This window comes from Spelaeicoccus albus, from assembly GCF_013409065.1.
Lineage (GTDB): Bacteria > Actinomycetota > Actinomycetes > Actinomycetales > Brevibacteriaceae > Spelaeicoccus > Spelaeicoccus albus.
Map to the genome: position 1 here is coordinate 3730867 of NZ_JACBZP010000001.1, position 25698 is coordinate 3756564.

General features: G+C 59.9%; 26 protein-coding genes and 1 pseudogene. 6 read left to right on the forward strand and 21 right to left on the reverse strand.

The genetic code is table 11. The annotated features are described in order from the left end of the window. Window positions 1-2: 2 nt before the first annotated feature. Window positions 3-458: an acyltransferase gene (locus tag BJY26_RS17285; protein WP_179429422.1), complete on the forward strand. Its 456-nt coding sequence runs from the start codon at window positions 3-5 to the stop codon at window positions 456-458. Between the two features lie 39 nt (window positions 459-497). Here the strand turns inward: BJY26_RS17285 and BJY26_RS17290 are convergent, their stop codons facing one another. The 11 genes from BJY26_RS17290 to purN form a co-directional block, all read right to left on the reverse strand. Then, window positions 498-2015, reverse strand: a complete 1518-nt coding sequence (locus tag BJY26_RS17290; RefSeq protein ID WP_179429423.1) for a lipopolysaccharide biosynthesis protein — start codon at window positions 2013-2015, stop codon at window positions 498-500. Then, window positions 2008-3279: a hypothetical protein gene (locus BJY26_RS17295; RefSeq protein ID WP_179429424.1), complete on the reverse strand. Its 1272-nt coding sequence runs from the start codon at window positions 3277-3279 to the stop codon at window positions 2008-2010. The genes BJY26_RS17290 and BJY26_RS17295 overlap by 8 nt, the downstream gene beginning before the upstream one ends. 25 nt (window positions 3280-3304) lie before the next feature. Further along, a complete protein-coding gene (locus BJY26_RS17300; protein WP_179429425.1) occupies window positions 3305-4795 on the reverse strand; it encodes a Wzz/FepE/Etk N-terminal domain-containing protein in 1491 nt (496 codons plus the stop codon). A gap of 28 nt (window positions 4796-4823) precedes the next feature. After that, window positions 4824-7427, reverse strand: coding sequence for an O-antigen ligase family protein (locus BJY26_RS17305; RefSeq protein ID WP_179429426.1), 2604 nt, complete (start codon window positions 7425-7427; stop codon window positions 4824-4826). Beyond that, entirely contained in the window at window positions 7415-8335 is a 921-nt protein-coding gene (locus BJY26_RS17310) for a sulfotransferase (RefSeq protein ID WP_218852482.1), read from the reverse strand. Before BJY26_RS17310 ends, BJY26_RS17305 begins: the two co-directional genes overlap by 13 nt. A 27-nt stretch (window positions 8336-8362) precedes the next feature. After that, window positions 8363-9748, reverse strand: a complete 1386-nt coding sequence (locus tag BJY26_RS17315; protein ID WP_237249189.1) for a sugar transferase — start codon at window positions 9746-9748, stop codon at window positions 8363-8365. Window positions 9749-10335: 587 nt separating this feature from the next. Then, window positions 10336-11652 carry a glycosyltransferase family 2 protein gene (locus BJY26_RS17320; protein WP_179429428.1) on the reverse strand — a complete coding sequence of 439 codons (1317 nt, stop codon included), beginning with the start codon at window positions 11650-11652 and terminating at the stop codon, window positions 10336-10338. Window positions 11653-11921: 269 nt separating this feature from the next. Continuing rightward, on the reverse strand, window positions 11922-12104 hold the full coding sequence (locus BJY26_RS17325) for an antitoxin (protein WP_179429429.1): 183 nt from the start codon (window positions 12102-12104) through the stop codon (window positions 11922-11924). A 152-nt stretch (window positions 12105-12256) separates the two neighbouring features. Next, window positions 12257-12523: a DUF3017 domain-containing protein gene (locus BJY26_RS17330; protein WP_179429430.1), complete on the reverse strand. Its 267-nt coding sequence runs from the start codon at window positions 12521-12523 to the stop codon at window positions 12257-12259. Then, on the reverse strand, window positions 12523-14103 hold the full coding sequence (gene purH / locus BJY26_RS17335) for a bifunctional phosphoribosylaminoimidazolecarboxamide formyltransferase/IMP cyclohydrolase (protein ID WP_179429431.1): 1581 nt from the start codon (window positions 14101-14103) through the stop codon (window positions 12523-12525). The genes BJY26_RS17330 and purH overlap by 1 nt, the downstream gene beginning before the upstream one ends. A gap of 42 nt (window positions 14104-14145) precedes the next feature. Next, on the reverse strand, window positions 14146-14781 hold the full coding sequence (gene purN / locus BJY26_RS17340) for a phosphoribosylglycinamide formyltransferase (RefSeq protein ID WP_237249187.1): 636 nt from the start codon (window positions 14779-14781) through the stop codon (window positions 14146-14148). A 54-nt stretch (window positions 14782-14835) separates the two neighbouring features. Here purN and BJY26_RS17345 point away from each other — a divergent pair, with 54 nt between their 5' ends. After that, the gene (locus BJY26_RS17345) at window positions 14836-15294 is read left to right on the forward strand and encodes a hypothetical protein (RefSeq protein WP_179429433.1); all 459 of its coding nucleotides are present in this window, start codon (window positions 14836-14838) and stop codon (window positions 15292-15294) included. Here BJY26_RS17345 and BJY26_RS19660 read toward each other — a convergent pair whose 3' ends face one another. The 3 genes from BJY26_RS19660 to BJY26_RS17360 form a co-directional block, all read right to left on the reverse strand. Continuing rightward, a complete protein-coding gene (locus BJY26_RS19660) occupies window positions 15295-16011 on the reverse strand; it encodes a LuxR family transcriptional regulator (RefSeq protein ID WP_179429434.1) in 717 nt (238 codons plus the stop codon). It lies immediately after the preceding gene. Then, window positions 16008-17477: a sensor histidine kinase gene (locus BJY26_RS17355; protein WP_179429435.1), complete on the reverse strand. Its 1470-nt coding sequence runs from the start codon at window positions 17475-17477 to the stop codon at window positions 16008-16010. The genes BJY26_RS19660 and BJY26_RS17355 overlap by 4 nt, the downstream gene beginning before the upstream one ends. Before the next feature lie 282 nt (window positions 17478-17759). Next, on the reverse strand, window positions 17760-18269 hold the full coding sequence (locus BJY26_RS17360; RefSeq protein WP_179429436.1) for a TasA family protein: 510 nt from the start codon (window positions 18267-18269) through the stop codon (window positions 17760-17762). A gap of 232 nt (window positions 18270-18501) precedes the next feature. Here BJY26_RS17360 and BJY26_RS17365 point away from each other — a divergent pair, with 232 nt between their 5' ends. Continuing rightward, a complete protein-coding gene (locus tag BJY26_RS17365; protein WP_179429437.1) occupies window positions 18502-19140 on the forward strand; it encodes a signal peptidase I in 639 nt (212 codons plus the stop codon). A gap of 660 nt (window positions 19141-19800) precedes the next feature. After that, window positions 19801-21027, forward strand: coding sequence for an MFS transporter (locus tag BJY26_RS17370; RefSeq protein ID WP_179429438.1), 1227 nt, complete (start codon window positions 19801-19803; stop codon window positions 21025-21027). Window positions 21028-21352: 325 nt separating this feature from the next. On the opposite strand, the gene BJY26_RS17375 is transcribed toward BJY26_RS17370, so the two are convergent. From BJY26_RS17375 to BJY26_RS17405, 7 genes and pseudogenes are all read right to left on the reverse strand, one after another. Further along, on the reverse strand, window positions 21353-21784 hold the full coding sequence (locus tag BJY26_RS17375) for a GNAT family N-acetyltransferase (protein WP_179429439.1): 432 nt from the start codon (window positions 21782-21784) through the stop codon (window positions 21353-21355). A gap of 152 nt (window positions 21785-21936) precedes the next feature. After that, window positions 21937-22041, reverse strand: a pseudogene (locus BJY26_RS19245) (NAD(+)--rifampin ADP-ribosyltransferase); the annotation flags it as partial. Between the two features lie 44 nt (window positions 22042-22085). Beyond that, a complete protein-coding gene (locus tag BJY26_RS19250; RefSeq protein WP_179429440.1) occupies window positions 22086-22694 on the reverse strand; it encodes a hypothetical protein in 609 nt (202 codons plus the stop codon). A gap of 178 nt (window positions 22695-22872) precedes the next feature. After that, the gene (locus BJY26_RS17390; protein WP_179429441.1) at window positions 22873-23364 is read right to left on the reverse strand and encodes an SRPBCC family protein; all 492 of its coding nucleotides are present in this window, start codon (window positions 23362-23364) and stop codon (window positions 22873-22875) included. A gap of 114 nt (window positions 23365-23478) precedes the next feature. Further along, complete coding sequence (locus tag BJY26_RS17395) at window positions 23479-23904, reverse strand: type II toxin-antitoxin system VapC family toxin (RefSeq protein WP_179429442.1); 426 nt, start codon at window positions 23902-23904, stop codon at window positions 23479-23481. A 2-nt stretch (window positions 23905-23906) separates the two neighbouring features. Continuing rightward, on the reverse strand, window positions 23907-24170 hold the full coding sequence (locus BJY26_RS17400; RefSeq protein WP_179429443.1) for a type II toxin-antitoxin system Phd/YefM family antitoxin: 264 nt from the start codon (window positions 24168-24170) through the stop codon (window positions 23907-23909). A 52-nt stretch (window positions 24171-24222) separates the two neighbouring features. Further along, on the reverse strand, window positions 24223-24372 hold the full coding sequence (locus BJY26_RS17405; RefSeq protein WP_179429444.1) for a hypothetical protein: 150 nt from the start codon (window positions 24370-24372) through the stop codon (window positions 24223-24225). A 97-nt stretch (window positions 24373-24469) separates the two neighbouring features. Between BJY26_RS17405 and BJY26_RS17410 the strand changes: the two genes are divergently transcribed. Together BJY26_RS17410 and BJY26_RS17415 are read left to right on the forward strand one after the other, a co-directional pair. After that, a complete protein-coding gene (locus BJY26_RS17410) occupies window positions 24470-25120 on the forward strand; it encodes a trimeric intracellular cation channel family protein (protein WP_179429445.1) in 651 nt (216 codons plus the stop codon). 64 nt (window positions 25121-25184) lie between these two features. Beyond that, window positions 25185-25679 carry a GNAT family N-acetyltransferase gene (locus BJY26_RS17415; protein WP_179429446.1) on the forward strand — a complete coding sequence of 165 codons (495 nt, stop codon included), beginning with the start codon at window positions 25185-25187 and terminating at the stop codon, window positions 25677-25679. Window positions 25680-25698: the final 19 nt, after the last annotated feature.

Below are 25698 nucleotides of genomic sequence, written 5' to 3' on the forward strand. Positions count from 1 at the left end.
CTATGGCGCAGGACGTCATGGTCCAAGGCCGCTTGAAAATTCGTGGCAAAACACACGTCACGCTCGGCTCAGGAATTCGGATCCGACAAACTGTGCGCGTTACCGGTAACGGGGTACTAAATGTGGACAAGAACACAATGCTAAACGGGTGCTGGATAATTGCAAGCTCACAAGTGCAAATTGGGGAAAATTGTCTGATTTCTGACTGCGGAATCACTGATAATGATTATCATAACCTTCATCCAGTTGACCGACACCGTAAACCGACGAAAAAGACGCGCTCCCCTATATCAATAGGCTCGAACGTGTGGATTGGACTTCGCTCGATTGTGCTAAAGGGCACGACGATCGGCGACGACAGCGTGATCGGCGCGGGTTCGGTAGTACACGGAGCCATTCCATCCGGAGTGGTGGCCGCAGGAAATCCAGCACGTATTATCAAGCACTTCGACAACTGAACATTAGTCGGGACGATGGCCGTGCTGCCGACCAAAACCTCATTTTCGGAGGCGCCTGAGGCTAATAACCGAATCGAGTGCCAGTGTCGTTCTCGCTCTCCACATCCATCCCGCATATGACAGACACGCGAGTGCCACTCCGACGATCAATGCGATGAGATTTTCGCCGAATATCAACCGAGGCATTCCGGCTCCGAGGCCAAAGCAGAATATGCTTGCCACGGCCACGATCGCGGGGGCGCTGCCAAATGGCCAAACTCGATAGAACCACCAGACTTGAACCAGCCCTAGTAAATTTTTGCAAGTGATCGCACTGGCCCACCCGATAGCAGCCCCCAGAAGTCCGACGCGAGGGATTAGCGCTACGTCAAGCCCAACCATAAGAATCAAGGCCACGCCATTGTTGATTAAGCTCTGCCGCGATCGGCCAGACATCACGAGCATGATGTCGACGTCCCCGCAGAACGTGGCGATGAGCATAGCGGCCGACAGCAGGACGAGCACCTCGGCGCCCACTTGATAATCGTGTCCAAACACTTTGAGGACCGACTGCGCTTCGATCAACAGCACTAGGAAGATTGGCCACGTACAGACCATGAGCCACGCCGTTGACGTTCGGTAAAGCCCGCTGATTGCGGATCGGTCCGTTGTCGCCATCGCCGCTGCAACATGAGGTTGGACGGCCAACGACACCGCATTTCTAGCAAACTGCCCAAGTACTATAAAGCGGGTTGCGGCTGTGTAAATTGCGGCAGCAGACGCACCTGCGAGAACGGCTACTAAGACAATATCGAGTCGCTGCATTGCGATCTGCGTCATGCTGGCCACAGAGCGAGGCGCCGTGAAGCGCCAAAATTCACGGCTTCGCCTCCCCTTTTCCTGAGGCGCGCGGACGACGCGCCGTGAAGTTTTGTAAAGAAAATAGACGGCCAGACAAGCAGAGACTGCGTAAGGGATTGACCAAGACCAAGCCAAGTTAATCGAGACGCCCGTAATCACGATGGCGAACGCCACGAGCAACTGCAATCCTGGACGCATTAATTGCTCAGTAAAGACGTTTGGGCGCATGGTTCCGAGGCCACGGGTGGCGGCCAAGGCCACGTATGCAATTCCGGCGAACGGCACAAATGGCGCGAGTGCACGTAACGCTGCGACCGTCAATTTCGTATCGTCCGGGCTAGTCACAGCAGCAATAGCCGGCGCAAACGCAAAAAGCACGACGCCCAAACAGCACCCAACCAACACCGCGGGTTCCGCGGCAGCCAGCACATAGGCTCTGACTCGGCTCAGCTGACCGGTAGCCTTCGATTGCGATATGAAGTACACAAGACCCGTATCGGTACCGAGGCGTCCGATCGCAGTGATCAGCACGAAGATCGAAGTCGTCGCAAAGAACACGCCCGCATTGTCCTGTGATGCACCCCGCGTTACAACAATCGTGAGACCAAGGGTACTAAGAGCCGAAAAAACAGCACCGGCAAGATTCAGGGCTGAGCCGCGAGCCGCCGATCGCATAGCCGATGATGGTGCAGCGGACGGTCTAGTCTCGTCAGCCATCGGATATTTTTCCGCGCAACGCGGCAATCGCGCCATCCACGGCCTTGGCAAACCACTCGCCGAGCCGGCTCATAGGCGAGTCCGCCTTTGAGACTTCATCCTGTTCAAGGTACCGAGTAGCGATTTCCAGCAAGTAGCTGCAGACGACCGCGACGAAATCGCTTTCGATCACACACGTTCTGGCAAGTGAATTGTCGCTTTGCCGAAGCAATCGAGCAATCGCATCAACAGGACTCAACTTTTCCACCACCACCGCATCCGAAATGTCAAAGTGTACGGCGTCAAACCCAGCCGGAACTCCCCGTTCGAAGTGTTCCCAATCCCACGCGACAATTCGATCGCCGCTAGCGCTCGTAGTCATGTTCCAACGTGCCCAATCACCGTGCCACGCCCCGAACGTCAAAATTCGTCCAATCATGACTTCGTCGAACTCATCAATCGCACTTTGAAGTTTATCGTGTAATCCGGAAGGTTCGAGGTTGGCGATCCGCGCACAGAGCGTCCGACGATACTCCGACAAATTCCACTCGGCTTTGATCAATCCTGCGACACTCGTGAGTTCGCGGGTAGCGTCGGGTAATAGGGTTGAGAGCCGTTGCTCCGACTTGCCCGGTCGCACGGCAGCTTGAACAACAACTGGGCGGTCGTTCCACTTTTCACAATTAATTATCCGCGGAGCGGATAAATGCGGCAAATCAGCGTTACGAACCGTGTCGATGGACCATATCTCATTGTTAATGAGACTGGCTGTTAACTCGTTAACGGCTACTTTGCTGAACGCAATGGTCTGCCCACGACTTGACAACACCTGCACAATCGGCTTTTGCACGGCGCGTTCCGGACCGATATACAACGATAGATTGACTGGTTCGCCTAGAACTTTCTCCAGAAATTCGTCGATTCCACCGTTTCCTGGCCGCACCGAAACCTTATCGGCGAACAAATGGGCAAGTCCAGCTCTTGCAGCGAAGGTCGCTATCCTGACTTTCAGCAGTCTCCGGCCTGTCGCCGACGCCTTATAGTTTCGGATTGCCGCAGACGTGGCACGGACCGACGAAAGCGGCAGTACCAATCGAGGGCGGGCAAGGGAAGGGACAACGCCAAAGCTGACGGCCCCCCGGTGGGCTACGCGTCCGAACGAACGCGACATCGATATATCGCCATTCGGCCATAAAACGCCAAACAGATCACGAATCCGCGTTGTGCCGGTTGGCTGAGTGCCTTCGTCGAGCGAACTATTATTTGCCTGGGGCCACAACACCACGACTACGTCACATTCCTTTCCGCGATCATGCCCGCGACCTGACGAGGTCATCAAGAAGGATGCCCGAAGGTGACGGCGATGTCGGCAGCACTTGTTTTGGGACGACAACAGCGCCTACGGCCTCAACACCGTGAACTTCTGCGCGTTCCAATAGCTCGGCCACCTGCCGATGAGTCGTCTCCCCATCGACAACGGCAAGAATGACGCCGTCTGTCGTTGCCGCTGACCCCAAGCCAACTGGTTCGCAGAGTGGTTCAGTCGATGTCAATACGAAATCGGACTGGCTGCGCAGCGTCTCCATCATATGGCGATAAGCCGCTCCTGAATACTGAGCAGCAGTTCTATTGGGGTCGTGACCGGCAGGAATGACGTGCACGCCTTGAACTGCTGTCCCCACCGCTGCCAACTCTGCTGCGCCATTCACGACTTCAGCAACTCCCGGAACATCATCGATGCCAAACGCGGAAGCGATTTGTGGCGACCTGACCTCCGAGTCGACGACTGTCACAGCGTATCCCGAGTCTGCGAGCGCCAACGCGATCTGCGCGGTTAATATCGGCAGGTTGTCAGTCGCAACTAGCGCACTAACAGACAACACTGCCGGCCTCGGAATGTTCGCAATTATGGCCATACTGGCTCGCTGGTACGAAGAGTAGGCGAGATTCCGATCGTTGACTCTATCCGCGCCTCCGGAATTACCGTGACTGCTGGTAATTGTCGACCAGACCTTGACGCCGCTAACAGAAACATCTCGACGCCCATTGACCCGTTCGTCCACCCGTGTACGCCAGATTGCAAGCGCGAGCCCCAACGCTCCACCAACCAGTGCAAGGACAACAATGCTGATCGGCGCGATGAGAGCTTGCCCCCACCCCGGAGTCGAAGCATTCGTCACAATGCTGCCGGGATTTACCGAAGCAGATTCGATATCTGAGAGTTTCTGTTGTAAATTTGCTTGGCGATTCGCGAGTTCCTGAACTTTTATGGAAGCGTTAGTCGACGATTTCCGACTATTAGCAGTCTTTGTCGCCGATTTCAGACTATTTCCGACATCAGCTATTCGCAGTTTTATCTTTTGCGCCTCTGCCTGCTGAACGGATTTGGCCCCGCTCGCCCTCGAGCTTAGAAACGCATGAGCGTAAATATCTGCACCATCTCGCGCTTCGGCGCGCGTTGGTGCCGCAAAGTCGATCTGAAGGACCTGGCTATTGGAGATGATACTACCGCTAACGCGATTCGGCGAATAAACGACACTTGATTTATTGAGCGCCGCGACTTTGTGTTGCACCGCGGGTGCAGTTATCATCTTTGCTTCAGTTTCAAGTCCAACGGACGTATCTTGACCGGCAGCCTGAGCCTCGGGCGAGAAGGGGCTACCAGAAACCGGCAGAAGAAGAATCTCCGCGGTCGATGTGTACAACTGCGGCTTCATGATTGTGTAACCGTAGCCCAGACCGCCAAAAATTACTGCGCCGAGCGCGATCCATACCCAACGACGCCGCAGGGCTTGATACACTATCTGGCCAGTTTCCGCACTCGAGTTATCAGACAATTGTCTTCGCCCTTCTTCCCGACGACTGAGACAGATGAATTCGTGCTCGTTTTCTGTTCGTCGCGCCTTTACCGTGCTTGCCTACTACTATTCCGCACACGAAAGCTCCCCCCGCTTCAAGCAGTGATTTATGTCGATTGATCTCACTAATTCGTGTCGCTCCGTCGGCAACCAACACGATCATTGGCTTTGTCAACGTGCTTTTCTTAACTTGGCCGAAATTGCGTTCGGCGTTTAATCCGTCGACGAACTTTCTGAGGATCGCACTGGACTTTCCCGCCACCACGAACGATGCCGGCTCGAGCGGACGCCACCAATTATGCACCTCGGAGATTGCTCGGGAGCCGTTTAATTGAATTTCATGTGACAATAGGCCAAACTCCAAAAACCGTGCGCGACTGCGATACTTGTCAATGCGTTCACCTTTGAACGCACTCAACCGGCTGAGCAAAAGCCCGAGTGAAAGTCCTATCGCTGCACCCGACGTAAGAGCCACATTCCAACGCGAGGGTAATAGAGTTGAGCTCGCCGCCGCGACGCTTTGTCCTCCGCGCAAAGATGCCATTCGGGACGTTTCTGCCGCCTTCGCAAGCTCCCCGTATCTGCGTTCGACCTTTGTCTCGGGATTCGGCAGCCGAATTCCGGCTTTCGAATTCTCCCGAATATATTGTCTTCCGTCAGTGACGTTCAACGCATTTTCAATCATCCGTGAAGTGCGTTCAATGTTGGCCAGCTTGTCTTGTTGGGCCCTAGTCTCAGCATCTCGTGCTGAGTGCAGCCGCTCGAGCCGCAATGTGCTGAGAGAAGTTGCAGCAGCACTTGCCCCCGCCTTTGCCTGTTCAGGATCTTCCGATGTGTAATGCACGTTCAGAATCCTCGAATTGGGACTTGCATCGACGTAGAGGAGTCCACGCCCGGAGCGTCCATCAATTCGCTGCGCGGGGTTGATTGCCCGCTGAACCTCCGGGCTCCGTATGAATCGTGCCTCCGTGTCAAGCGTCGAAAGTCGACCTGCCGCCATTGGGGAGTCCTTGGGAGGCATCGGGAGCCAAACCGACGCTGTACCTACGAACGTGGGCCCACGCGAGGTTTGCCAGAGCGCACCAACTCCCACTCCGCCAGCGCAACATAAAAGTATGACAGAAGTTTGCATACGGTATCGCCAACCGCCTATTGCCCCACCAATTGGTGGGTGCTCGGAAGTGTCGACACCGTTTCCCAGCACAGCGACGGCCGCCATGATTGGAAACATTGCTGTGATCGAGAAGTCGTATATTGCCGTCGTAATTATGAATCCGATCAAAACCAGAATCGATGCTATGCTCTGCGGCGACCTGACTCGGCGATTACGCCAAAGCACGCCAATAAAGAAGAAAAGAACGAACGCAGTTCCAAGTAGACCGTTCGCGAATACAAAGAGCCATAACGATCCTTGGGTACCGAACGGTGGTGACCCGCATGCTGGGCAACTGGAAATCATTCCATCAGCGATTGAATAGAAATTACCTTGTACATCGCGCGTCGTCCCAAGTCCTATGATCGGGGAAGCATGCAATACTGAACTGATTGAGGCTGACTGAAGGTTGAATCGTCCCTCATTGCTATTATGCCCTGTAAACCTTTGCGCAAGCGCATCCGCCAAGGGAGAAACGTAAACCACGACCACGCCGATAATCGCCACGAGCCCGGCTATAATAACTGTGCGAACATTATTTAATTTAACTAGCCGAAATAATGCGATTATCGTCATAATTATTAATACTGCCCAAAGTCCGCGATTTAGTGAATAAATTACCGGGACTATTGACGCCACCAAACAAACGGGCGCAGCATATCGGCGCCAACCCGACGACTTGCCGCACCAAGCGTATACAAATATCGGTAGGTAACAGGCGTAGTTCAGCCCCCAAGAGTTCGCGTATGGAAACGGACCGCTCGGTCGAGACGTAGCAGTTCCCAAATATTCTTGTTCTTGCGCAAGATATGAGTGGAGCAGCGACTTGACGAATCCATTCGAGGTGATGCCGTGTGGAAGTAAAGTCTCAAGAAGTGACGGAAACGATGCCACCGGCGAAACAGCTCCCAGCAGTCCTCCAATTGTGATCGTGACGAACATCACCGAGATAACCCGTGCCAGCCGCATCACCGTTATCTCCCGTAGGAAATTCACGATATATATGAGCACGACAGTAGCTTCCAAGTACCAAAGCATGCGTAACGCCCAGGTCAGGTAACGGGTGTTACTCGCCCCGGCCACAGCGCCAGGGGCATCAGCCTGTACGACGAACACGCCCAGCGCGGCGATCATGAGAAACAGCAGCCACCATCCGAAACCCTTGACGACGCGGAGTGGCTTCCGACCAATGAGCCGCCACGTCATTAACAGCGTCGCTACCAGTAGCACCGGCTGCGTCAACCCGAGAATCCACCACAGCGGATACCACACCAAAACCAGCGCCAAGGGAAAGGCCGGATCACGCATATAATCAGCGGCAACGTCCAAAAGACCGCGACGGATTACAGGCACGCTGTTGGGTTTGACGATTAGCGGAGCTCGTCCCGCCGAGTGATTTTGGCTCTCCGTTATCTTGTCCACGACGGCCTCCGGCCGATGACATCGCTCAGCCGTTCGTCGTATTGCTGATAATGGTGTGTGAGGTATTCATGCGCGGCACGTGGCATCTGATTCCCCGGCCTGGCATTGAATTGTTCGAACGTCTTAGGCAGATTGATTTCCAGTTGCAGAAACTCAAGTAAATTAGCGTATTCTCGAGCCGGATCAGCAAAGAAGGACTCACTTTCCATCACGTGAAGTTGCGTCCGCGGAAAGTGTTCAAGGACCCGTTCCAGCTGCTCGACGTATTGGCCCCTGCGCCGATAGGCCTGGTGCCGATGTGCGTGACTCTCGTAAGCAGGATCAGCCGCGATCCGTTCGATTTCACCGTCGAGCCGATCGTCTTCAAGCTCCAACGCCTTCATGAAGTTTGGCTCGGTCTCAAAACCCCGAGCAAGCTCGTGCTTGTATGCGGAATACGCGCGTTCAACTGGGTCCCGCAACATGGCGACGAGCTTGATGTTCGGGAAATCGTGGGCTATTCGTTCGATAGCGAATGGGTGGAACATGTAATACGTACATGCTTCGAAGGCGACGGCTTTACCATTGCCCCGCCCTCTCATCTGGCTGGATGCCGTCAGCGGGAAGTGGCCCCGATACCAGTCGAATCCATGGTCGTAGTAAAGGGTGTAATAATCCGTTCCCTTTTCCGCCGGCGGCCGGATAACCTGCGGGTGCTCGGCAAGCTTTTTGAAGATTGTCGTCGTGCCGCAGCGTTGACCGCCTATGACCAAGAATGAAGGCTCCATACGCCACCGAGACGTTGCCGGACCAAGTTTAAGATATGCCGATTGCGCAAGCGGGCGGAAGCGCGCCGGCATGACACGGCGCAGCATCCGGCGCGCGGTTTGAGACCCGTTCAATTTTCCCCCTAGATTCTGTTTTGTCACCGTGTGTTCAGGCTGGAGATCGAATACCTAATACGCGCCAACCGGATGAATCATCACCCGAAAGGTGCGCCACATGATGATCAAGTCGCCAGTCAGCGACCAGTTTTCGACGTAATAGAGATCGAGTCGTACGCTGTCGTCCCAACCAAGTTCCGAGCGGCCGTTCACTTGCCACATTCCGGTGATGCCGGGCTTGATATAGAGACGACGGTGGACGGATTCCGCGTATTCAGCGACCTCTGATGCCAATGGCGGCCGCGGCCCGACAATGCTCATGTCACCTTTGAATACGTTCCAGAATTGGGGAAGTTCATCGAGCGAATACTTGCGCATCCACTTGCCAACCTTGGTCACCCGCGGGTCGTCGTGCAGCTTAAACAACGGTCCCGATCCCTCGTTACCGGGTTTCAATGCTTCCAACTCAGCTTCCGCATTGGGCCGCATCGAGCGGAACTTGCACATTTCGAATGTGCTTCCATCCCTGCCGACTCGCTTTTGGCGAAAGAAGACCGGCCCCGCCGAGTCGCGCTTTATGAGCAGCGCAAACGCGACAAATACTGGCATTAGTGCGGTCAGCGCAAAGGCTGAAAGTACGATGTCGCTTACGCGCTTGGCCACATGCTTAGCACCCGAGTAGTGCGGCAGTTCCACATGCATGAGCGGCAGGCCTTCGACGGGTCGTGTGTGGATACGCGGGCCGGCGACGTTCGTCAGCCCAGTGGCCAGTACCAACTCGGTCTTCGACTCTTCGAGTTTCCACCCGAGTTGTTGCACGTATTTGCTGCCCCGATTGACCGGTCCAGCGATAATGACGGCATCAACGTTGTAGTCGACCACTGCGTCGCCGATTGAATCCATGCCGGCCAGAATTGGGATTTTACGACCATCAACGTCGACAAAGTTCCGCTGCTTACGCTTCGTCAGCGCAGCGCCGACGACCTGGTAAGCGGCGCCCGACTTCTTGTCGATCTGAGAGACGACGTAGCGCACGTCTTTGGCCTTACCCAGAACGATCACTCTAGAGAGAAAATGCCCGTATTTGCGCTGTGTTGTCAGCCAACGGCGCATCGTCCATCGTTCAGTGAGTAAGCCTGCGAGACCGATCGGAAATGCCAATGCAAAGTATCCGCGAGACGCGTCGATCTTCAATGCCATGCACCCGATTGCGAGAAGCCCGAAGAGTGTGAATGTGGAAACGATGACGCGCTTATATTCGTCGGGACCGATCCCTAAGATGCGTCGTTCTCGGCTACCAAAGACGCACAGCAGCATCCACCAGGCAGCCGCTATCAGAGGTAAGAACGCGAGATACGTGAGCTCCACTTGATCGAACACGCGGCCTTGAAATTCAAGACCGAATCGCGCAGTCTGCGATATGCCTAAAGCGGCTACAACAACTGCTGCATCAATCACGGCCAAAGTTTTGCGGTAGCGGCTTGTCCATTCCGCAGCCGAGTCATTGGACAGAGTGTGGGTCGGAGCGAACGATTGAACCGGTCGGCGAGTCTCAGACTCGGTACCTATTGCAACGTCAATTTCGAAAGGCACGGCCTCATTGAGCGAACTCATTGCACTGCCTCGCAGTACACGTCGTAAAGAAAAGGGGCCGACGACGGTCGACTGGAAGCCTTGGTCTCAGAAGGCTTCACCGCCGCCGGCCCCGCTTGGGGCGCCTGCTCAGCCACCGACCGGTTTCTCAGCGCCGTTGCTGGGAGATCGGTCAGGCGGCGAGCTACGACAACGTCGCGGGCATCAACGTCACGAATGACATTGCCTGTCGAAGTGTTGTCGGTAGAGCGCATGTTAATCGAGACCCGCTTGAAGTTTTCTAGTCTAAGGAACGGTTAATAATTGCGAGCCTAGGCCGCAATTTCGTGCTGATCACGAGTAGTTTCAACTCGACTTTTGATCCGTCAACACCTCATACGGTGGGCCGAAACACGCATCGTGCGCTGGGCACTACTTGCATGTTGTTGACGGCTACTCGGCCCACCGTGAGGTCAATGAGGAGGCGAGCGCATGTTGGTGTGGTGCCGGCTCGCTTGCTCGCGTCGTTCGATCAGCGATGTGAGCGAGCCTTGCGCCGCCGCATGACCGGCATGATGCTGATGATCGCGATTCCGGCAATCAACAAGACCCAGGCGGCGAGGAACATATGCGCCGCCATGAATCCTGTCATCGCCAGGCTCGTGACTCCTGCGGTCGATGCTTGTGGTCCATACATGGTGAGTACCTTTCTCTTTATCGGTCGGGTGGTGCCATACGGCTTTCTTTTTCCGGACAGCTGCCGCAACGGCAGCAATAAGCGAAGATTGAAGAATCAGGTCGTAACAAAGCTCGGGAACCAGGCAGGCTGCCAGTAGCCGTCCTTTTCGTCCGTTCTTCCACGCGGTGACGACCCGTTCGACGACGAAGATGCCGCAGATCGATGTCCATATTGGCGAAAACCGGAGAATTCCGGTGACTGCATCTACCGTCGTCAGGGTGAGGAACAAACCGATCATCATCATGCCGAGGATCAGCATCAGCTGCTGTCCCCAATACCGAACAGTCACCCGGGTTAATCCGTATCGGACCAGGTTTTCAAGCGCTCCCCGGTACCAGCGGATGCGCTGGGCGCGGAGGTCGGACACCGTCGGCATCAGTTCGGTGGTGCATGTGCACGTGATCGGGGACTCCAGCCGCCACCCGAGCGTCTTCAGTGCGAGGCCGATTTCCATGTCCTCGGTCAGGGCATCGCGATCGTAGAAGTCGCCGTGCTCCCCCGGCAGCCGGTCACCGCGCGCAGCAGCTACTTGGCGCAACGCGGTCACACGGATAATAGACGCCGTCCCGGACAACACCATTGTTCGGCCGGTGCGGTCGATCTGCCGTGCGTATCGCACATATTCATTGCTTTGCGCCAGTTCGAGCAAGTTCGTCGGCGGTTCTCCAACGAACACGCCGCCAACAGCACCGACTCCCGAGTCTCGGTGCATCAATTCGACGGCTTCGGCAACGAACGTGTCGACAATCGATGTGTCCGCATCAATAGCAAGCACGAAGTCGTCATCGTTGAGGGCCGGCAGCAGACGGGCAATCGTTTGGTTGAGGGCGCCGGCCTTTTTGAACGTGTTGCCCGAAGTCGGCATAACTGCTGCGCCGTGGTGCCTCGCCACAGCCGCCGTATCGTCAGTGCAATTATCCGGAACGACCACGGGCGATACCGGATAAATTTGGGCAGCCAACGATCGCAACGTGCCCGGCAGTGATTCCTGCTCATTGTGAGCAGGAATCACTGCCATGACACGTGAACCTGATGACTCGAGACCAATCACTGTGAGACCCTGCGTTGAACCGAATTGCGTTGACGCTTTCAACGTTATGGATCGGCAGAATTCGAATCACGAGTAATCGAGACTCGTCTTTTAGCCCGCTGATTGCCCACAATGACGCGGGGCATACCCAGTTCGGTGCGTTCGAATACTCACTCGGCACGTGAGTACTACGCACTACATCGCACGCGCACTCTATGGCCGTGCACAAAGAAGGCGGGACCGGCAAATGCCGGTCCCGCCTACTTTTCTAGAAAGAGAACTAGTGGCGCTTACTCATTTCCGACGTGATCGTCGGCAGCGTCCTTACCCTTGTCGATCTGGTCTTCGAACTTGCCGCCCGTGGCGTCGTTGAGCTTATCGGAACCCTTGTCAAATGCGTTGTCCGATACCTCTTCGCCCTTGTCGGAGTTCACTGCGTCCTTGGCCTTATCGGCGAAATCTCCGAGACCCATACCGTTACTCCTTCTTCTAGACTCACCCCGTGAAGGGGCGCCGGCGGGTGGCCGACTTGGTATGAGCTTTACGCACATCCCCGGGGCTTGTAAAGCCCCAACCGGCAATAATTCGGCGTTGATCAGCCGTCGTTCAGCGAGCGTTCAGCAGCTCACGCCGGCAGCGTGACCGCGAAAAACGCCACTCCGACGGCCAGCACGAGTAAGGCGATCACGTCGAACCACCGGGCCCGCACCGCGAACGCGGCAGACGCCGTCGTCGGCACGCCACGCACCACGGCGGCACCGAACAACACGACTGCCAACGCGATGCCGCCGGCGCGAAAACCGGCCAGGAACGCAATAGCGGTCGTGATGGCCAGGCCGAGCACGAATGCGATCAGCGCGACGTCCACGCTTCGGTGCGGTGACGGATTCATCAGTGGAAGAAGTGCCTCGTCCCGGTGAAGTAGAGCGCCACTCCGGCCTTGCGGGCGGCTTCAACCACCTCATCGTCGCGGATCGACCCGCCCGGTTCCACTACTGCCTTCACGCCGGCTTCCAGCAGGATCTCCAGTCCGTCGGCGAACGGGAAGAACGCATCGGACGCCGCCACCGACCCTTGCACGCGGCCGTCGCCGGCCCGGTTGACCGCGAGACGGGCCGAATCGACTCTGTTCACCTGTCCCATTCCGACGCCCACCGTGGCGCCGTCCGAGGCCAACAAGATCGCATTCGACTTCACGGCGCGGCACGCCCGCCAGGCGAATTCCAGATCCGCCAACGTCGCGGCGTCCACGGCCTCACCGGCGGCCAACGTCCAGGACGACGCGTCGTCGCCGTCGGCGTCAATTTTGTCGACGGCCTGCATGAGCAACCCGCCGGAGATCTTCTTCGTCTCAACCTCGTGACTTGGCCCGCCCGGCAGCACCAGCAGCCGCACGTTCTTCTTTTTCTGCAGTACCTCGGCCGCGCCGTCCTCGAACCCTGGAGCCGCAACGACTTCGGTGAAAATGCCCTTCAGCTGTTCGGCCATGGCCACGCTGACGGGCCGGTTGGCGGCGACCACTCCCCCGTACGCCGACACCGGGTCACAAGCGTGCGCCTTGCGGTGTGCCTCGGCGACGTCCGCGCCGACTGCCAGCCCGCACGGGTTGGCGTGCTTGACGACCGCGACGGCTGTTTCGCTGAAGTCATAGGCGGCGCGCACGGCGGCGTCCGTGTCCGTGTAGTTGTTGTATGACATCTCCTTGCCGTGCAACTGGGTGGCCTGTGCCAGGCCGGCCGGGCCGTCGACGTCCGTGTAGAGGGCGGCACGCTGGTGCGGATTTTCTCCGTAGCGGAGCACCTGCTTGCGTTCCCAGGTTGCGCCGGTCCAGGCCGGGAAGCCCGTCGACTCGCCGTCTACTTCGTCGCTGGGGGCCAGCACCGTACTCATCCAGGAAGCGACGGCGACGTCGTAATTCGCGGTGTGCACGAACGCGTCCGCTGCCAGGCTGCGGCGCCCAGCGGCCGTGAACCCGCCGGACTTCACGGCGTCGAGCACCTCGCCGTACCGGGCCGGGTCGACCACTATCGCAACGGTCGGATGGTTCTTGGCGGCCGCGCGCACCATCGACGGACCGCCGATGTCGATCTTTTCGATGCATTCGTCGATGCCGGCGCCGCTGGCGACGGTATCGGCAAACGGGTACAGGTTCGACACGACAAGGTCGAACGGCTCGATGTCCAGCTCGTTCAGCTGCGCCAGGTGCTCCGGACGCCGCGAGTCGGCCAGGATGCCGGCGTGCACTCGCGGATGCAGGGTCTTGACGCGGCCGTCCAGCACCTCGGGGAACTGGGTGACTTCTTCGACCTTGGTCACCGGTACTCCGGCCGCCGCGATCGTCGCCGCCGTGGACCCGGTGGACACGATCGTCACCGACGCCTCATGCAGCCCTCGGGCAAGGTCTTCGAGGCCGGTCTTGTCGTAGACCGACACCAGGGCGCGCTTGATTGGACGGTCGGGCTGATCAGTCACCTGTTACTCCCTTATGTGCTTACGTACTTTTGTGCGGATGGCTCACTGGCGGGTGGAACGTGTGCTGGGCGTCGTCGTTTCCGGTCCGAGCCGCACGCGCCGGCCGGACAGCGTCCACCCGCGCTCGGCGAGCGACCGGACGACCTCGATGAGCAACGCGTGCTCGACGGCTTTGATACGTGCGTGCAACGATTCTTCCGTATCATCGGGGTCGACGTCGATCGCGCGTTGGGCGATGATCGGCCCGGTGTCGACGCCGGCATCGACGAAATGGACCGTCGAACCCGTGACCGAGGCGCCGTATGCCAGCGCGTCGGGGACGGCGTGGGCGCCCGGAAAGCTCGGCAGCAGGGCCGGATGCGTGTTGATGATGCGGCCTTCGAACCGGGTCAAGAACGCGTCGCCCAAAATCTTCATGAACCCGGCCGAGACGATCAGGTCGGGCCGATGTTCGGCAACGGCGGCAGCGAGCGCGGCGTCCCAGTCGGCACGACTTGCGTAGTCGGGCAATCGGCAGCAAAACGTGTCGATTCCGGACGCCGTCGCCCGGGCCAGCACCGCGGCGTCCGGCTTGTCGGTGCCGATGGCGACGATGGTGAAAGGGGCGCCGGCGTTGGCGGCGTCGATCAAGGCCTGCGTGAGGGTTCCTTGACCGGACGCGAGAACAACGAGACGCACGGCAGTAACGATACCGGAGCGATTCGCACACCGGCGACATGGCAGCATGGAAGGGTGAGCACCCCGAACAATCAGTCGCCCCAGCAAAAGCCGGACGGCCGGAAGAACGGCAACGACCTGCCGCCGCCCGCGGTGCTGGCTGCGGGCAGATTTTCCATGTACTTCGCCGTGCTCATTATCGGCGCCATCCTCACGGCGGAACTGCAGCTGCCGTGGAAGATCGCGGCCCTGGCCTTCGGGCTGGCCGCGATGGTCGTGGGCATCATGGCCATGGTGCGAGCCGTCAAGGCCAAGATGAAGGGCAGTATTTACGGCTTTCTGTCGATCGGACTTGTGCTCACGCTGGTGGTCACCCTTACGCAGGTGTGGGCGATTGCCATTTGGCCGTGGCAGGCCAGCTACGAGGAATGCCTGGACAACGCGATCACGCAGCAGGCTCACGAGCAGTGCGTGAAGTCGTACGAGAAGAACCTGGATTCGCTGATCCCGGCCTCGCTGATGGGGTCGAAGTAGCTATTTGAAGGCTCGGCGCATCTGCCGCCAGGCCCGCACGGAAATCGAGTTGCGCGGCGGCGGATGACGGCGTGAAATGGCGGTTGCCGCGCCCTGCGAGCTGACGTCAAGCTTGGTCAGGATGCTGCGGATGTGGGCTCGTACGGTGTGAATCGAGGTGAAAGTCTCCTCCGCGATCTGCGCCGCAGACGATCCGTCTGCGAGTTGGGCGAGCACGCTGTTTTCGGTCAACGAAAGTTTGCTTAAGCGCGCAGTGTCCTTCCCGTCGATGCGCACAACTTCGCGGTGATGGTCGAACATTGCTCGACGCTCCGGCTCGGTGAGCCGGCCGCGCCCTTCGCTGAGCTCGGCGGTGAGGGTGAGGAGCTCGGCAAGATCCGCTCCCTTGACCATCCAGTTCGCCGCACCGGCCGCGATCGCGGCCGCGACCTTGTCGATTTCGTCGGTGCCGGTGACCACGAGAACCGACCACCCCTGGGCGCAGAGCGGAGTCACCAGTTGCACGCCGTCCAAGGACCTGCCCTCGACGTCGACGCCCAGGTTGAGATCGAGAAGTGCCACACCCGGGGTGTACGGCAAAGCTGTTTCACACACGGTTTCCAAATCGGTCACCGGTATCCGCTGCGCGTCGAACCCGTTCTCGGCAAGCGCGAAGGTCAGACTCGCAGCGACTAACTCGTGGTCATCGATCACGAGGACGGTCTCGGCGGTACTCACAGCGAGCGCCCTCCCCCACTCGCCACGGCCGCGGGCTCTTGAGGCGGGGCGGCGGCCAACGGCACATGCAGCAATGCCGTCGTGCCGGTCGTGAACCGGGTTCCGGCGCCCAGCTGAAGCGTACCCCCGGCGGCCTCGATGATCCGGGTCGAGAGCGAGAGCCCCAGCCCGTCGCCCGAGGTCGGCGCGGTCGGGTTGATCCCGGGGCCCGCATCCGTGACCTCGACAACGCAACCGCCCGGTTCGGAGTAGGCGGCGACGTATATCGCCGCGCCCGGAGCGTGGCGAGCACAGTTTTCCAGCAGGTTCGTCACTACCTGCGTGAGGACGGCCTCGGGTACGGCAACTTCCAATCCGGACGGGCCGTCGAGCGTGATGGGAGCGCCCGAATAGCGCCGCAGCGTCACCAAGCGAGAGAGGACGGCGTCCACCCGGGCAGTGCTCTTGTCCCGGCTGGGCGCCATCCCTTCGAGCAGGTTGCGAAGCCGTGCCAACTCGTCATCGATCATGGCATTGATCGATCCGTCATTCGCCAACGCGGCAGCGTCGGGGCGCGGCGTCATCATTGTGGTCACGCACGCCAGAGTGGCAAGCACGTTGCGCATTTCGTGCCGGTGTTCGCTCGCCGCTCGTTCCTTGGCCGCAGCAACCATGACGGCTTCTGCTCGGGCGGCTCGCCGCTCGGTCACCACCTCGCGGGCGTGCAGGCTCAACGCACCGACCAAGACGAGAAAACCGACGAACCGCAGCACCGCGAACTCGATCGTGACCCCGGTTTGCAGCACCAGATGAGCCGCAGCGATGAGCGCAATCCCGTAGCCCATCCGATGCCACACCGGCTCCCGGCGCCGAAATCCGCGAGCGATGTATGCACAGGCCAATACGCCCCAGACAACCAACAACGATTCTTGAGTGAAGCCCGAGTCAAAGTTGGCGGCAACGCCCGCGGACAAACCCACGAAAGTCACCAGCGCGACAGCTGCGATGGCTCGGTTGACGATTGGGCGGTCCGCTGAGCATTGTCGCTGGGGCTCGACGAGGCCCAGTGCAAGTAGTGCGATGAACACGCTGATCCCCGCCGCTGCACCGCCGGGAACAATCGGACTTGTGCCCGGCGCCTCGAGAATGACGCTGACTGGCATGACCACGAGCGCGTAGTATCCCCAGGCATATGTCACTACGCGCAACCCCGGTTCAGCTCTCAAACGGGAACTGACCGCGCACAACAGTGCCACTACTGCCGCCAATCCCGCGGTCGCCGCCGCCAAAAGCGGATCCGCACGGTACTGCAGCGGATGCATCCCGTGGGCCGCGGTCGCGCGCAACAACAAGATCGCCGTCCCAGCCGCAACCAGGATTACGACTCCTTCGGCGGCGATTTTCGTCATGACGTCGGCTGCAAGCCTGACGCGTGCGGACGCCGCACTTGCAGCACTGTTGGTGCGAACTCCGCTAACGACGCTCATATGCCTTCGCCCCCGATTCGCTGCCGGCACCTGTGTTTCGATACTTCCTCAAAACAACCTATGAGCTAGCCGAACGGCGGTCACGAGTACGTAGTACTCCAACCGAGAGCGCAGTACTACTCATTTGTTCAAACCGGCCGTTTGTCCCTTTACTTGTCCATTTGGCTGTCGGCGCCGTCCGGGAATGAGCCTGTCCGCATGAGGGGACGGCCCCATGCGGACAGGCTGGTTGGTGCAGCGAACGGCGACTGCTCGCTGACGCTGTCGCTACGTAAGGCAGCGTTACGACGTCTGGAGAGTTGCTACCACCTTGGCTGACGCCGTCAAGTCTTCGAGCGCGTTCTGATTCGTATTTGTTTCGGGCAACGTCACCTTAATGGTGAACGTTCTTGAACCACCCGGAGCAAGCGTGCCAGCGTCGTATGCACCGTAACCTTCTACCTGTGCCAGCGTCCCCGGAGCATTCGTTCCGACCTTTACTTGAAGTGCGTTTATCAGCTCCGGGTCACCGCCGGCATTATCCAACTCGACAGTGAGGTCGCCACTGACAGAACCAGTGTTCGTCAACGTATAAGTCTCCGTGTACGTGGTGCCGGGCTTCCACTTCACGTTCGGGAATACGTCGCTGAAGCTATGTTCCACAGCGATATTTCCCGTAGCGATTGTTTGCGTCGGGCCCGTGTCGGTATCGGTGAAGTAGGAGAAGGTGCCCGCCGTCAGACAGACGGCGGCACCGACCGCCGCCACACTGCCGGCCGCTGTGCCGAGCTTCTTCTTCGTCGTGGATTCCATGGTGTCCTCTTTCGGATCGGGCCGCCGGGAGCGATGAGGAGGTGGCTTGGCGGCAAGACCATCGCCTGATACACCACCGTGGCCGACGGTGGCGTTCGCCGGCATCGGCAATCGTGACTATCTGCCAATAGCCACAATTGACGATGCGTCGTCCGCTGCGATTCGGCGAAGCTGGCCATGGCGCCGGAATTGCACGGCGCGCCAACGAGATCGCGAGAAGGGACGGCTTGCGATGGGAACGTCAACGAACGAATCTGTCGACAGCGCAGAATCCGAGGTCGAGAGCTGCACCAAAGCCTCACCGCCGACTGAGCCCCGAGCACAATCCGGGCTGCGACGCGCGCTGGGGCGAATAATCGCCCTTGTCTCAACCATCGCAGTAGCGGCAATCCTCGCTTTAGCGGTGTTCTTGACTCTCGTACCGGCGGTGTCGGGCGGTCACACTCTGACGGTGCTTTCCGGAAGTATGGTGCCGCGCCTACCGGTGGGATCGGTCGTCGTCGATCGTCCGGTAGCTCCTGGTTCGCTGGACGTCGGCGATATCGTCACATATCAAAAAACCGATCAGTCGACGCATGCCCAGGTACTCATTACCCACCGCATCGTTGCGAAACACAACGGTAAACACGGTCTCGTGTTCACCACGAAAGGCGACGCCAACCGAACAGCCGATCCAGAGCCCGTGCGCGCATCCCAAATTCGCGGCGAGCTCTGGTACGACGTGCCCTATATCGGCATCGTGCGAGGCTTTCTCCTTGCCCCAGCCGGCTTGCTCATGATCGGCAGCGCGGTTTTGCTGATCGCGGCAATCTGGTTCCTTGCTCGAGTCAGCCGCTCGACTCGGACGGCCGGTGGAGGCAGCAAACCGTGAGACATTTACGTGGTGCTTTCGTCGTGGTATGTGCCGCTGCTCTGGGAATACTTGGCACGAGCGCCGGGTATCTGGTCGATGAGGGCGGCACATACGCGTACTTCACGGCGTCTACGTCGAATGCCATCACGATCACCACGGCCACGCATTTCCCATCCTCAGATCATGAAGACGCAGAGACTTCGGACAGTGACAGCTCGAGAAGCGGCGACGCATCGAGTGACGAAACCCCATCGCCGGAAGGCAAAAAGCAGCGTCCGCCCGCTGTGGCCTCGCACCCTTCAGAGCCAGCGCCCGATAGTGTCAAGCCCGCGCCGAAACGTCCCAAACCCTCAACTCCAGACGGGACCACGCCGACAATGACTCCGACGCGTGAGAGCGAGCCAAGCCCGCCGAAACAGCCAGAGCATTCCGAAAACACGACAAAGCACACGTCGCCACCAACTACCGGCAGCGCAAACGCCGAGGGGCCTTCAGCAGAAAAGAGCCAAGATCACGGCCCGAGCCCTGCCCCGACTGCGCCAACTAACTGATCGTCCCGGCGTGTACGGCGCGTGGATCAACTGCGTCGAAAAGCGCGTGCAGCGTCGACGACCGGGTCAATTGTCATCGTTGCTCGGATACGGTAGTCGAACCGCGGACGGGTGAGGGAGGATATCGATGGCAGGGGCTCTTCGTTCAGCTGCGCGCTCATCGTTTGCCCGTTTTTGGACGGCAGCCGCACTAAGCTCGTTCGGCTCGGCAGTCACGACCGTGGCGATGCCCGTGCTGGTGGTTCAGGTGCTCGCAGCGACACCAGTCCAGGTCGGTGTGGTCAACGCCGCACAATTCGTCCCCTATGCGCTGCTAGGGCTGCTAGCCGGGGCATACACTGATCGGTGGCGCCGCCGACCAATCCTGGTGTGGGCGAGCATCGGGCGTGCCGCGACACTTGGGGTAATCCCGGTCCTGTGGCTGAGCGGTGTGCTACAGATCTGGATGCTGGTCACCACCTTGTTGTTGTTCGGCGGTTGTTCCGTGTTCGGGTTCGCCGCCACACAGTCGCTGCTTCCACGGTTAGTGCCCCGGAAGGGGCTGGTCGTCGCGAACGCCAGGCTGGATCAGACCGACGCGGCCGCGCAGACGCTCGGGCCGGCCATTGGTGGCGGACTCGTCGGATTGTTGGGCGCACCGGTCGCAATCCTTGTCGACGCGGTCAGCTATCTCGCCGATGCCGTGTTGAACGCAAGCATCCGAATTCGTGAACCTCAGCCCGACTCGCCGGCTCGGAGCCTTCGCACGGAGATCCGTGACGGCCTACGCTGGACCTACCGTCACCGCACGTTGGGCCCGTTGGCTGCCTCGACGCACGTGTGGTTCCTGGCCAACGGGGCGGCAATGACCACCTTGTCGCTGCTGATACTGCGCTCTCTGGGGTGGTCCGGCTTCGCCTTCGGGGCGCTGCTGGCAGTCTTCGGCCTCGCCACCTTGGCCGGTGCGTCGGTCGCGCCCCGGATCGGTGAATGGCTTGGGCCTGGACCGGTTATTATTCTGACTCGGTGCGCCTATCCGGTGGCGTGGCTTATCGTCGCCATCGCCCAGCATGGCGCTCTCGGCACGGCCCTAATGTTCATAGCGCTGGCCATTCAAGGACTGACAGCCGGCGTGGAGAACTCTAACGAGGTGGGCTATTGGCAGACGCAGACGCCGGACGGACTGCTTGGCCGAGTCAACGCCACCCGACGCTCGGTCAACAGGACGATAGGCGCACTTGGAGCTCTGCTGGCCGGACTGGCCGTCGGACTCATCGGCGTTCGGCTCACGCTCATCGGCGTTGTCATCGTCTTCGCGGTCGCGGCATTGACCGCAGCACTATCCCCACTTCGACAAGCCCGCCACCTCAGCTGAATTCGAGGATCCATATACGCAATTTCGTGACCACCGGGCTGCAACAATTGCTGTGCCCGCTTGACGAACGGTTTACGGTGCCAGCTCGATGCGCTCGTGAGCGTCGCGATGTGCGAGTCTCGACCTCGTCGCCTGCAATGACGCCGGCAGCAGCGCGGTTCTCGGCGCTAAGGGGGACGAAGTATCGACCGCCCATCCGACCGGAATTCCGGTCGCCGTCTCGCCACCCAGTTCTACCGTGCTCTGGAACCGCATGAACGCACACGATACCGATCGGCGGCACTGCCCACCAGTCCAAAGAGCGATCGGCTTGCGGGACGGTCGGTCAGCGATCGAAGCGGACGAACGCCCTCAGAGACCCGCTGGCAGTCTTGCTGATCTCTTGGTAACCGAGGTGTTCGTAGAAGGCCTGCTGGGCCGGTTGGTCGTCGGTGAGTAGGACCTTCTGGCGCACCTCGGCATACGGCTCCAACGCGGAACGGACCAGCGCGGCACCGAGCCCACGGCGTTGATGTCGTGGATGGACAAGTACGTCTTGGAGGTAGGCGATGCTGGCGCCGTCTGAAATGACCCGTGCCAGCCCGATGAGGGCCCCTCCCTCTCGGGCGACGACAATGCGTGACGATCCAGCCAAGGCGGCCTGCAAGACATCGGGCTGCTCGGTGTAGGCGATCCATCCGACCGCACGGTACAGCCCAAGAACCTGCACTTGGTCGAGATCGGACGCGATCTCAACGGTCACACCATCGCGGAGCATGCGTGCAAGTATACGGGCATGAGCGTTGCCGCGAGAGAAGCAACAATACGGACCCGCGTCGTCCAGGCCATTCCGCAGGAGGATCACCCAATGGTCCGGTCAAGACAGAAACGCTCGAAGTTTAGTGATCCAGGCCTCGGATGCCTCCAGGTGAGCGTCGCGCTACTGCGGTACGACCGCGTTGGGTTACCGGGGAACTTCTTGTCGATTACGTTCGGGTCGATGTCGAACGTCCCGGTTGATTCCACCTGCAATACTTCTGCGCTATGCGCGTGATCAGGACTATCAGCGCCGACGCCGATCAGACGGTCGACTTGGGCGTCGGCACCTTCAACTTCGCCGCCGGACCATGCCCGGTCCAACCCACCTGCAGCATTGTTGGCGCGTACTGCGCGCCGGGAGCCGTAACCACGACTTGGCAGGTGGTCGAGACGCTGTTCTTCGGGTCCCAGCTTGCCCCGTCGTCGGTCGGCGGGCGGCAGCGATCGCCGAATTGCGACGCGTATTGCAGGATGCCAATTTTGTTGTCGTGGCCCTTGTCGATCGCGACGTTCCCGCCAGGCCCGTCCGCGTTGTCCGGATTGCCCTTGACCATTGCCGACTGGAAGGCGACGTAATAGGGCACAGCGGTCTTCATCGACAGGGGTTGATCAGGGCCCATCAATTTGACCTTCTTCAGATCACCGGACGCACCCTTCACCACGCTGACAATGCGCACCAAATACGTGTGCGCGGGTATCGGGCGGTCCTTCGGCCGATGCACCAGCGCCCAGTGCCCGGCCGGAACCAGCGACTTCGGTGAATTGCTGGCCGACTTGATCTGCGCGTGCGTCACGCGCATAGCTTTATGGGACGGCGTCGGGTCGGGCTGGCTTTCGGCCGACGAGCAGCCCGCTGCCAGCAACGCCACCGCTGCAACCGCGGAGGTCAACCGGAGGCACTCACGCATGCGCAATCCTATCCGCCGGTCAATTGTTTTCGACATGCGATCTATTATCTACATTTCCCCGAAGTTGGCGCGGTCGCGCCGGCGACCAAAATGTACTAAATGTAGCGAGCAGTCACCCCGCGCCGACTGCTCCGGCAAATTAGAGGGGCGCCGCGGCCGACGCGGTGGCGAGTGCGTCCAGATGGGCTAGCGAATTCGTCAGATGCTCGCGCGGGAAAGGCGGGAAGGTGATGTGCTCGCGCAAGAATGGCGGCACTGCCGACCAGTCATACGTCAGCGTGACCGTCGTGCCGTCCTGCCCATCCGGGACGAGGTCGTATCGCCATTGCCATCCGCCGTACCCGATGGTGCCCGATCCATCGTCTTGTCCCGGCTGCCACGAAATCGCACGCGGCCGATCAAATGCTTCGACCCGGTTACACATCTCGTAGTGTCCGTCCGGATGGTTGGAGTGATACATCGCGATGCGGAACGTCTGCCCGGATTCGGCCAACCTCTCGCCGTCGAGCGCCTCGCGCACCCAACCGGTTCCGTCGATCGCAGCATGCTGAGCCGGATCGGCGAGTACGGCGAACACGGTTTCCGGTTCCGCGGCAATAGTTCGGGTTGCAGTCATTGTGTCGTCTGCCATGGGAGCGTTCCTTCGGTCGATGTTCGGCGGCCCGAGCCGCACCTGTACCGGTACCGACGGTGAGCGGCGCTCGAACTCATCGGTCGGCGTCCGAAATCGATCTGGGCCGCCGGCTTAAGTGACGGGTGCGACCTGAAATCCGGCTGCCTCGGCGCCGGCGCGCAACCTCGTGTCCCACACGGCAAACAGAGCGTCGCCGATCCCGATGGCCAGCGCGCTTGCCAGATGCACGGCGTCCGCGCCGCGCAATCCGTGAAGGCCCGCTAGTTCGCCGGCGTGCAGACTGATCGTCTCGGTCATCTCGACTACCCGAGCCGCGGCCCAGAATTCTTCCCACAGCACCTCGGCCCGGCGTTGATCTTCGGCGTCCAACCGATGACTACGACCGGCGGCTGCCAAAGCGGCGCACACTTCCGGATAGGCCAACCGTGACGACACGGGCACATCGCACCCGTCCCAGAGTGCAGCCGACAGTTCGCTGCCGTTTTCCTCAACGACCAATTTGATGAACGCGCTGCTATCGAAATAGACGATCGGCATACTTAGCGGCGCGGCTCACCGATCAAGTCGGCCACGGGTCCCGACGCGCGAACCCGCGATGTGCTTCGCGCTTCGGGACGACTCGAATGGCGCGGCCTGGTCAATACACCGCTCGAAGTCAGTTGCTCGATCAGCGGCGCGGTCTCGACCGACGACAGACGTGCGACAGGCGTTCCTCGATCAGTTATGACGATTTCCTCACCGTCCTGTGCCCGCTCGATCCAGGTCGCCAATTCCGCGCGGAGCCTGCTGATTGTGACGTCCATACCTACTATTGTACAACTCACTAGAATTCAAACGTACAAATTATCCGACGGACTACCGTCCGCCCAGTGTCGAGATCGTGACGGCCACGGCAACGACCACCACAACCAGGGCCAGGCTCACGAGCCAGCCTTCCCACGTGCGGGGACGAACATTCGGCCCCAGCCCCTTCGCGAACCATTCGCTCGGTCGATGCCGTTTCATAGTCACCGTTCTACCAGGTACTTGGCTAGCGGCTCGGCGGTGACGCATCGCCGGAAGGCCATATTGCCACGCCGCGGCCTCGTGGTAAGCCTGTGGGGTGACTACCGAATCGCCGCTCATGCTTGCGCTGGATTTGACCGGCACTTTCGCGTTCGGACTAAATGGAGCACTCACCGCGGTGCGCGCCGCCCGCCTGGACGTTGTCGGGGTCATTGCACTCGGCATGATCACGGCACTGGGCGGCGGCGTGATCCGCGACGTCATCATTGGCTCGGTGCCGCCGGCGACGTTTCAGGATTGGCGGTACTTCACGCTCGCCCTCCTCGGCGGGCTGATTGCCTTCACTCTGAGTCGACTGCTGAAGCGCTTGACGTACTTGATCACGCTTCTGGACGCCGTCGGACTGAGTATTTTCGCGGTGATTGGGGCCAGTAAGGCGCTCGACTTTGGACTTGGGGTCGGCCCAGCGCTGCTATTGGGGGTCGTCACCGCGGTCGGCGGAGGAACTATTCGGGATCTCCTCGTCTTGCGAATCCCCACCGTTCTCCGGAGCGAGTTGTACGCAATTCCAGCGCTGGTTGCCGCCGCAATCACGATTATCGCCGTGAAGACCGACGTCTACGGCCTGCCGCTCGCGCTCGTCGCCGCCGCGGTCTGCTTCGTCATTCGAATGCTCGGAGTGCGCTTCCGCATCGACGCCCCCGGTCCACCACGGCACGGGCGCGACCCCGACCTCCCCCATTCTTAATCGGACCCCGCTCGACGAGTGGACGGCGGACGACACGGTGGGGCGGTCGCGTGCCGTTGGCACAATGCTGCCTGCCTCGACACCCCGACTGCGCTTTCGCGAAATGACGGCCGACGATCTCGACCAGATGACCGCTCTCCTTTCCGATCCCGAGGTCATGCGCTACTACCCCGCGCCGAAGACCCGCCAGGATGCGGCGAACTGGATCGCCTGGAATGAGCGCAATTACGCCGAGCACGGCTTCGGCCCCTGGATAATCGAACTCCACGACGGCACGTTCGTGGGTGATTGCGGTCTGACGGTGCAGACCGTCGAGGGTGAAAGGCTTGTCGAAGTTGGCTACCACTTGATGCCCGCCTGGCACGGCCGGGGCTTGGCGACCGAGGCCGCCTGCGCCGTCCGCGACGAGGCTCGAGACGGCGGCATATCGCACCTCATCGCGATCATCCGGCCAGCGAACCTGCCGTCCCAACGCGTGGCCGAGAAGATCGGATTGCACCTGGAGCGCCGGACCTCCGTGCATGATCTCGACTGTCTCGTGTACGGCGCGGACCTTTAGACGGCCGGTTTTGCGGCGT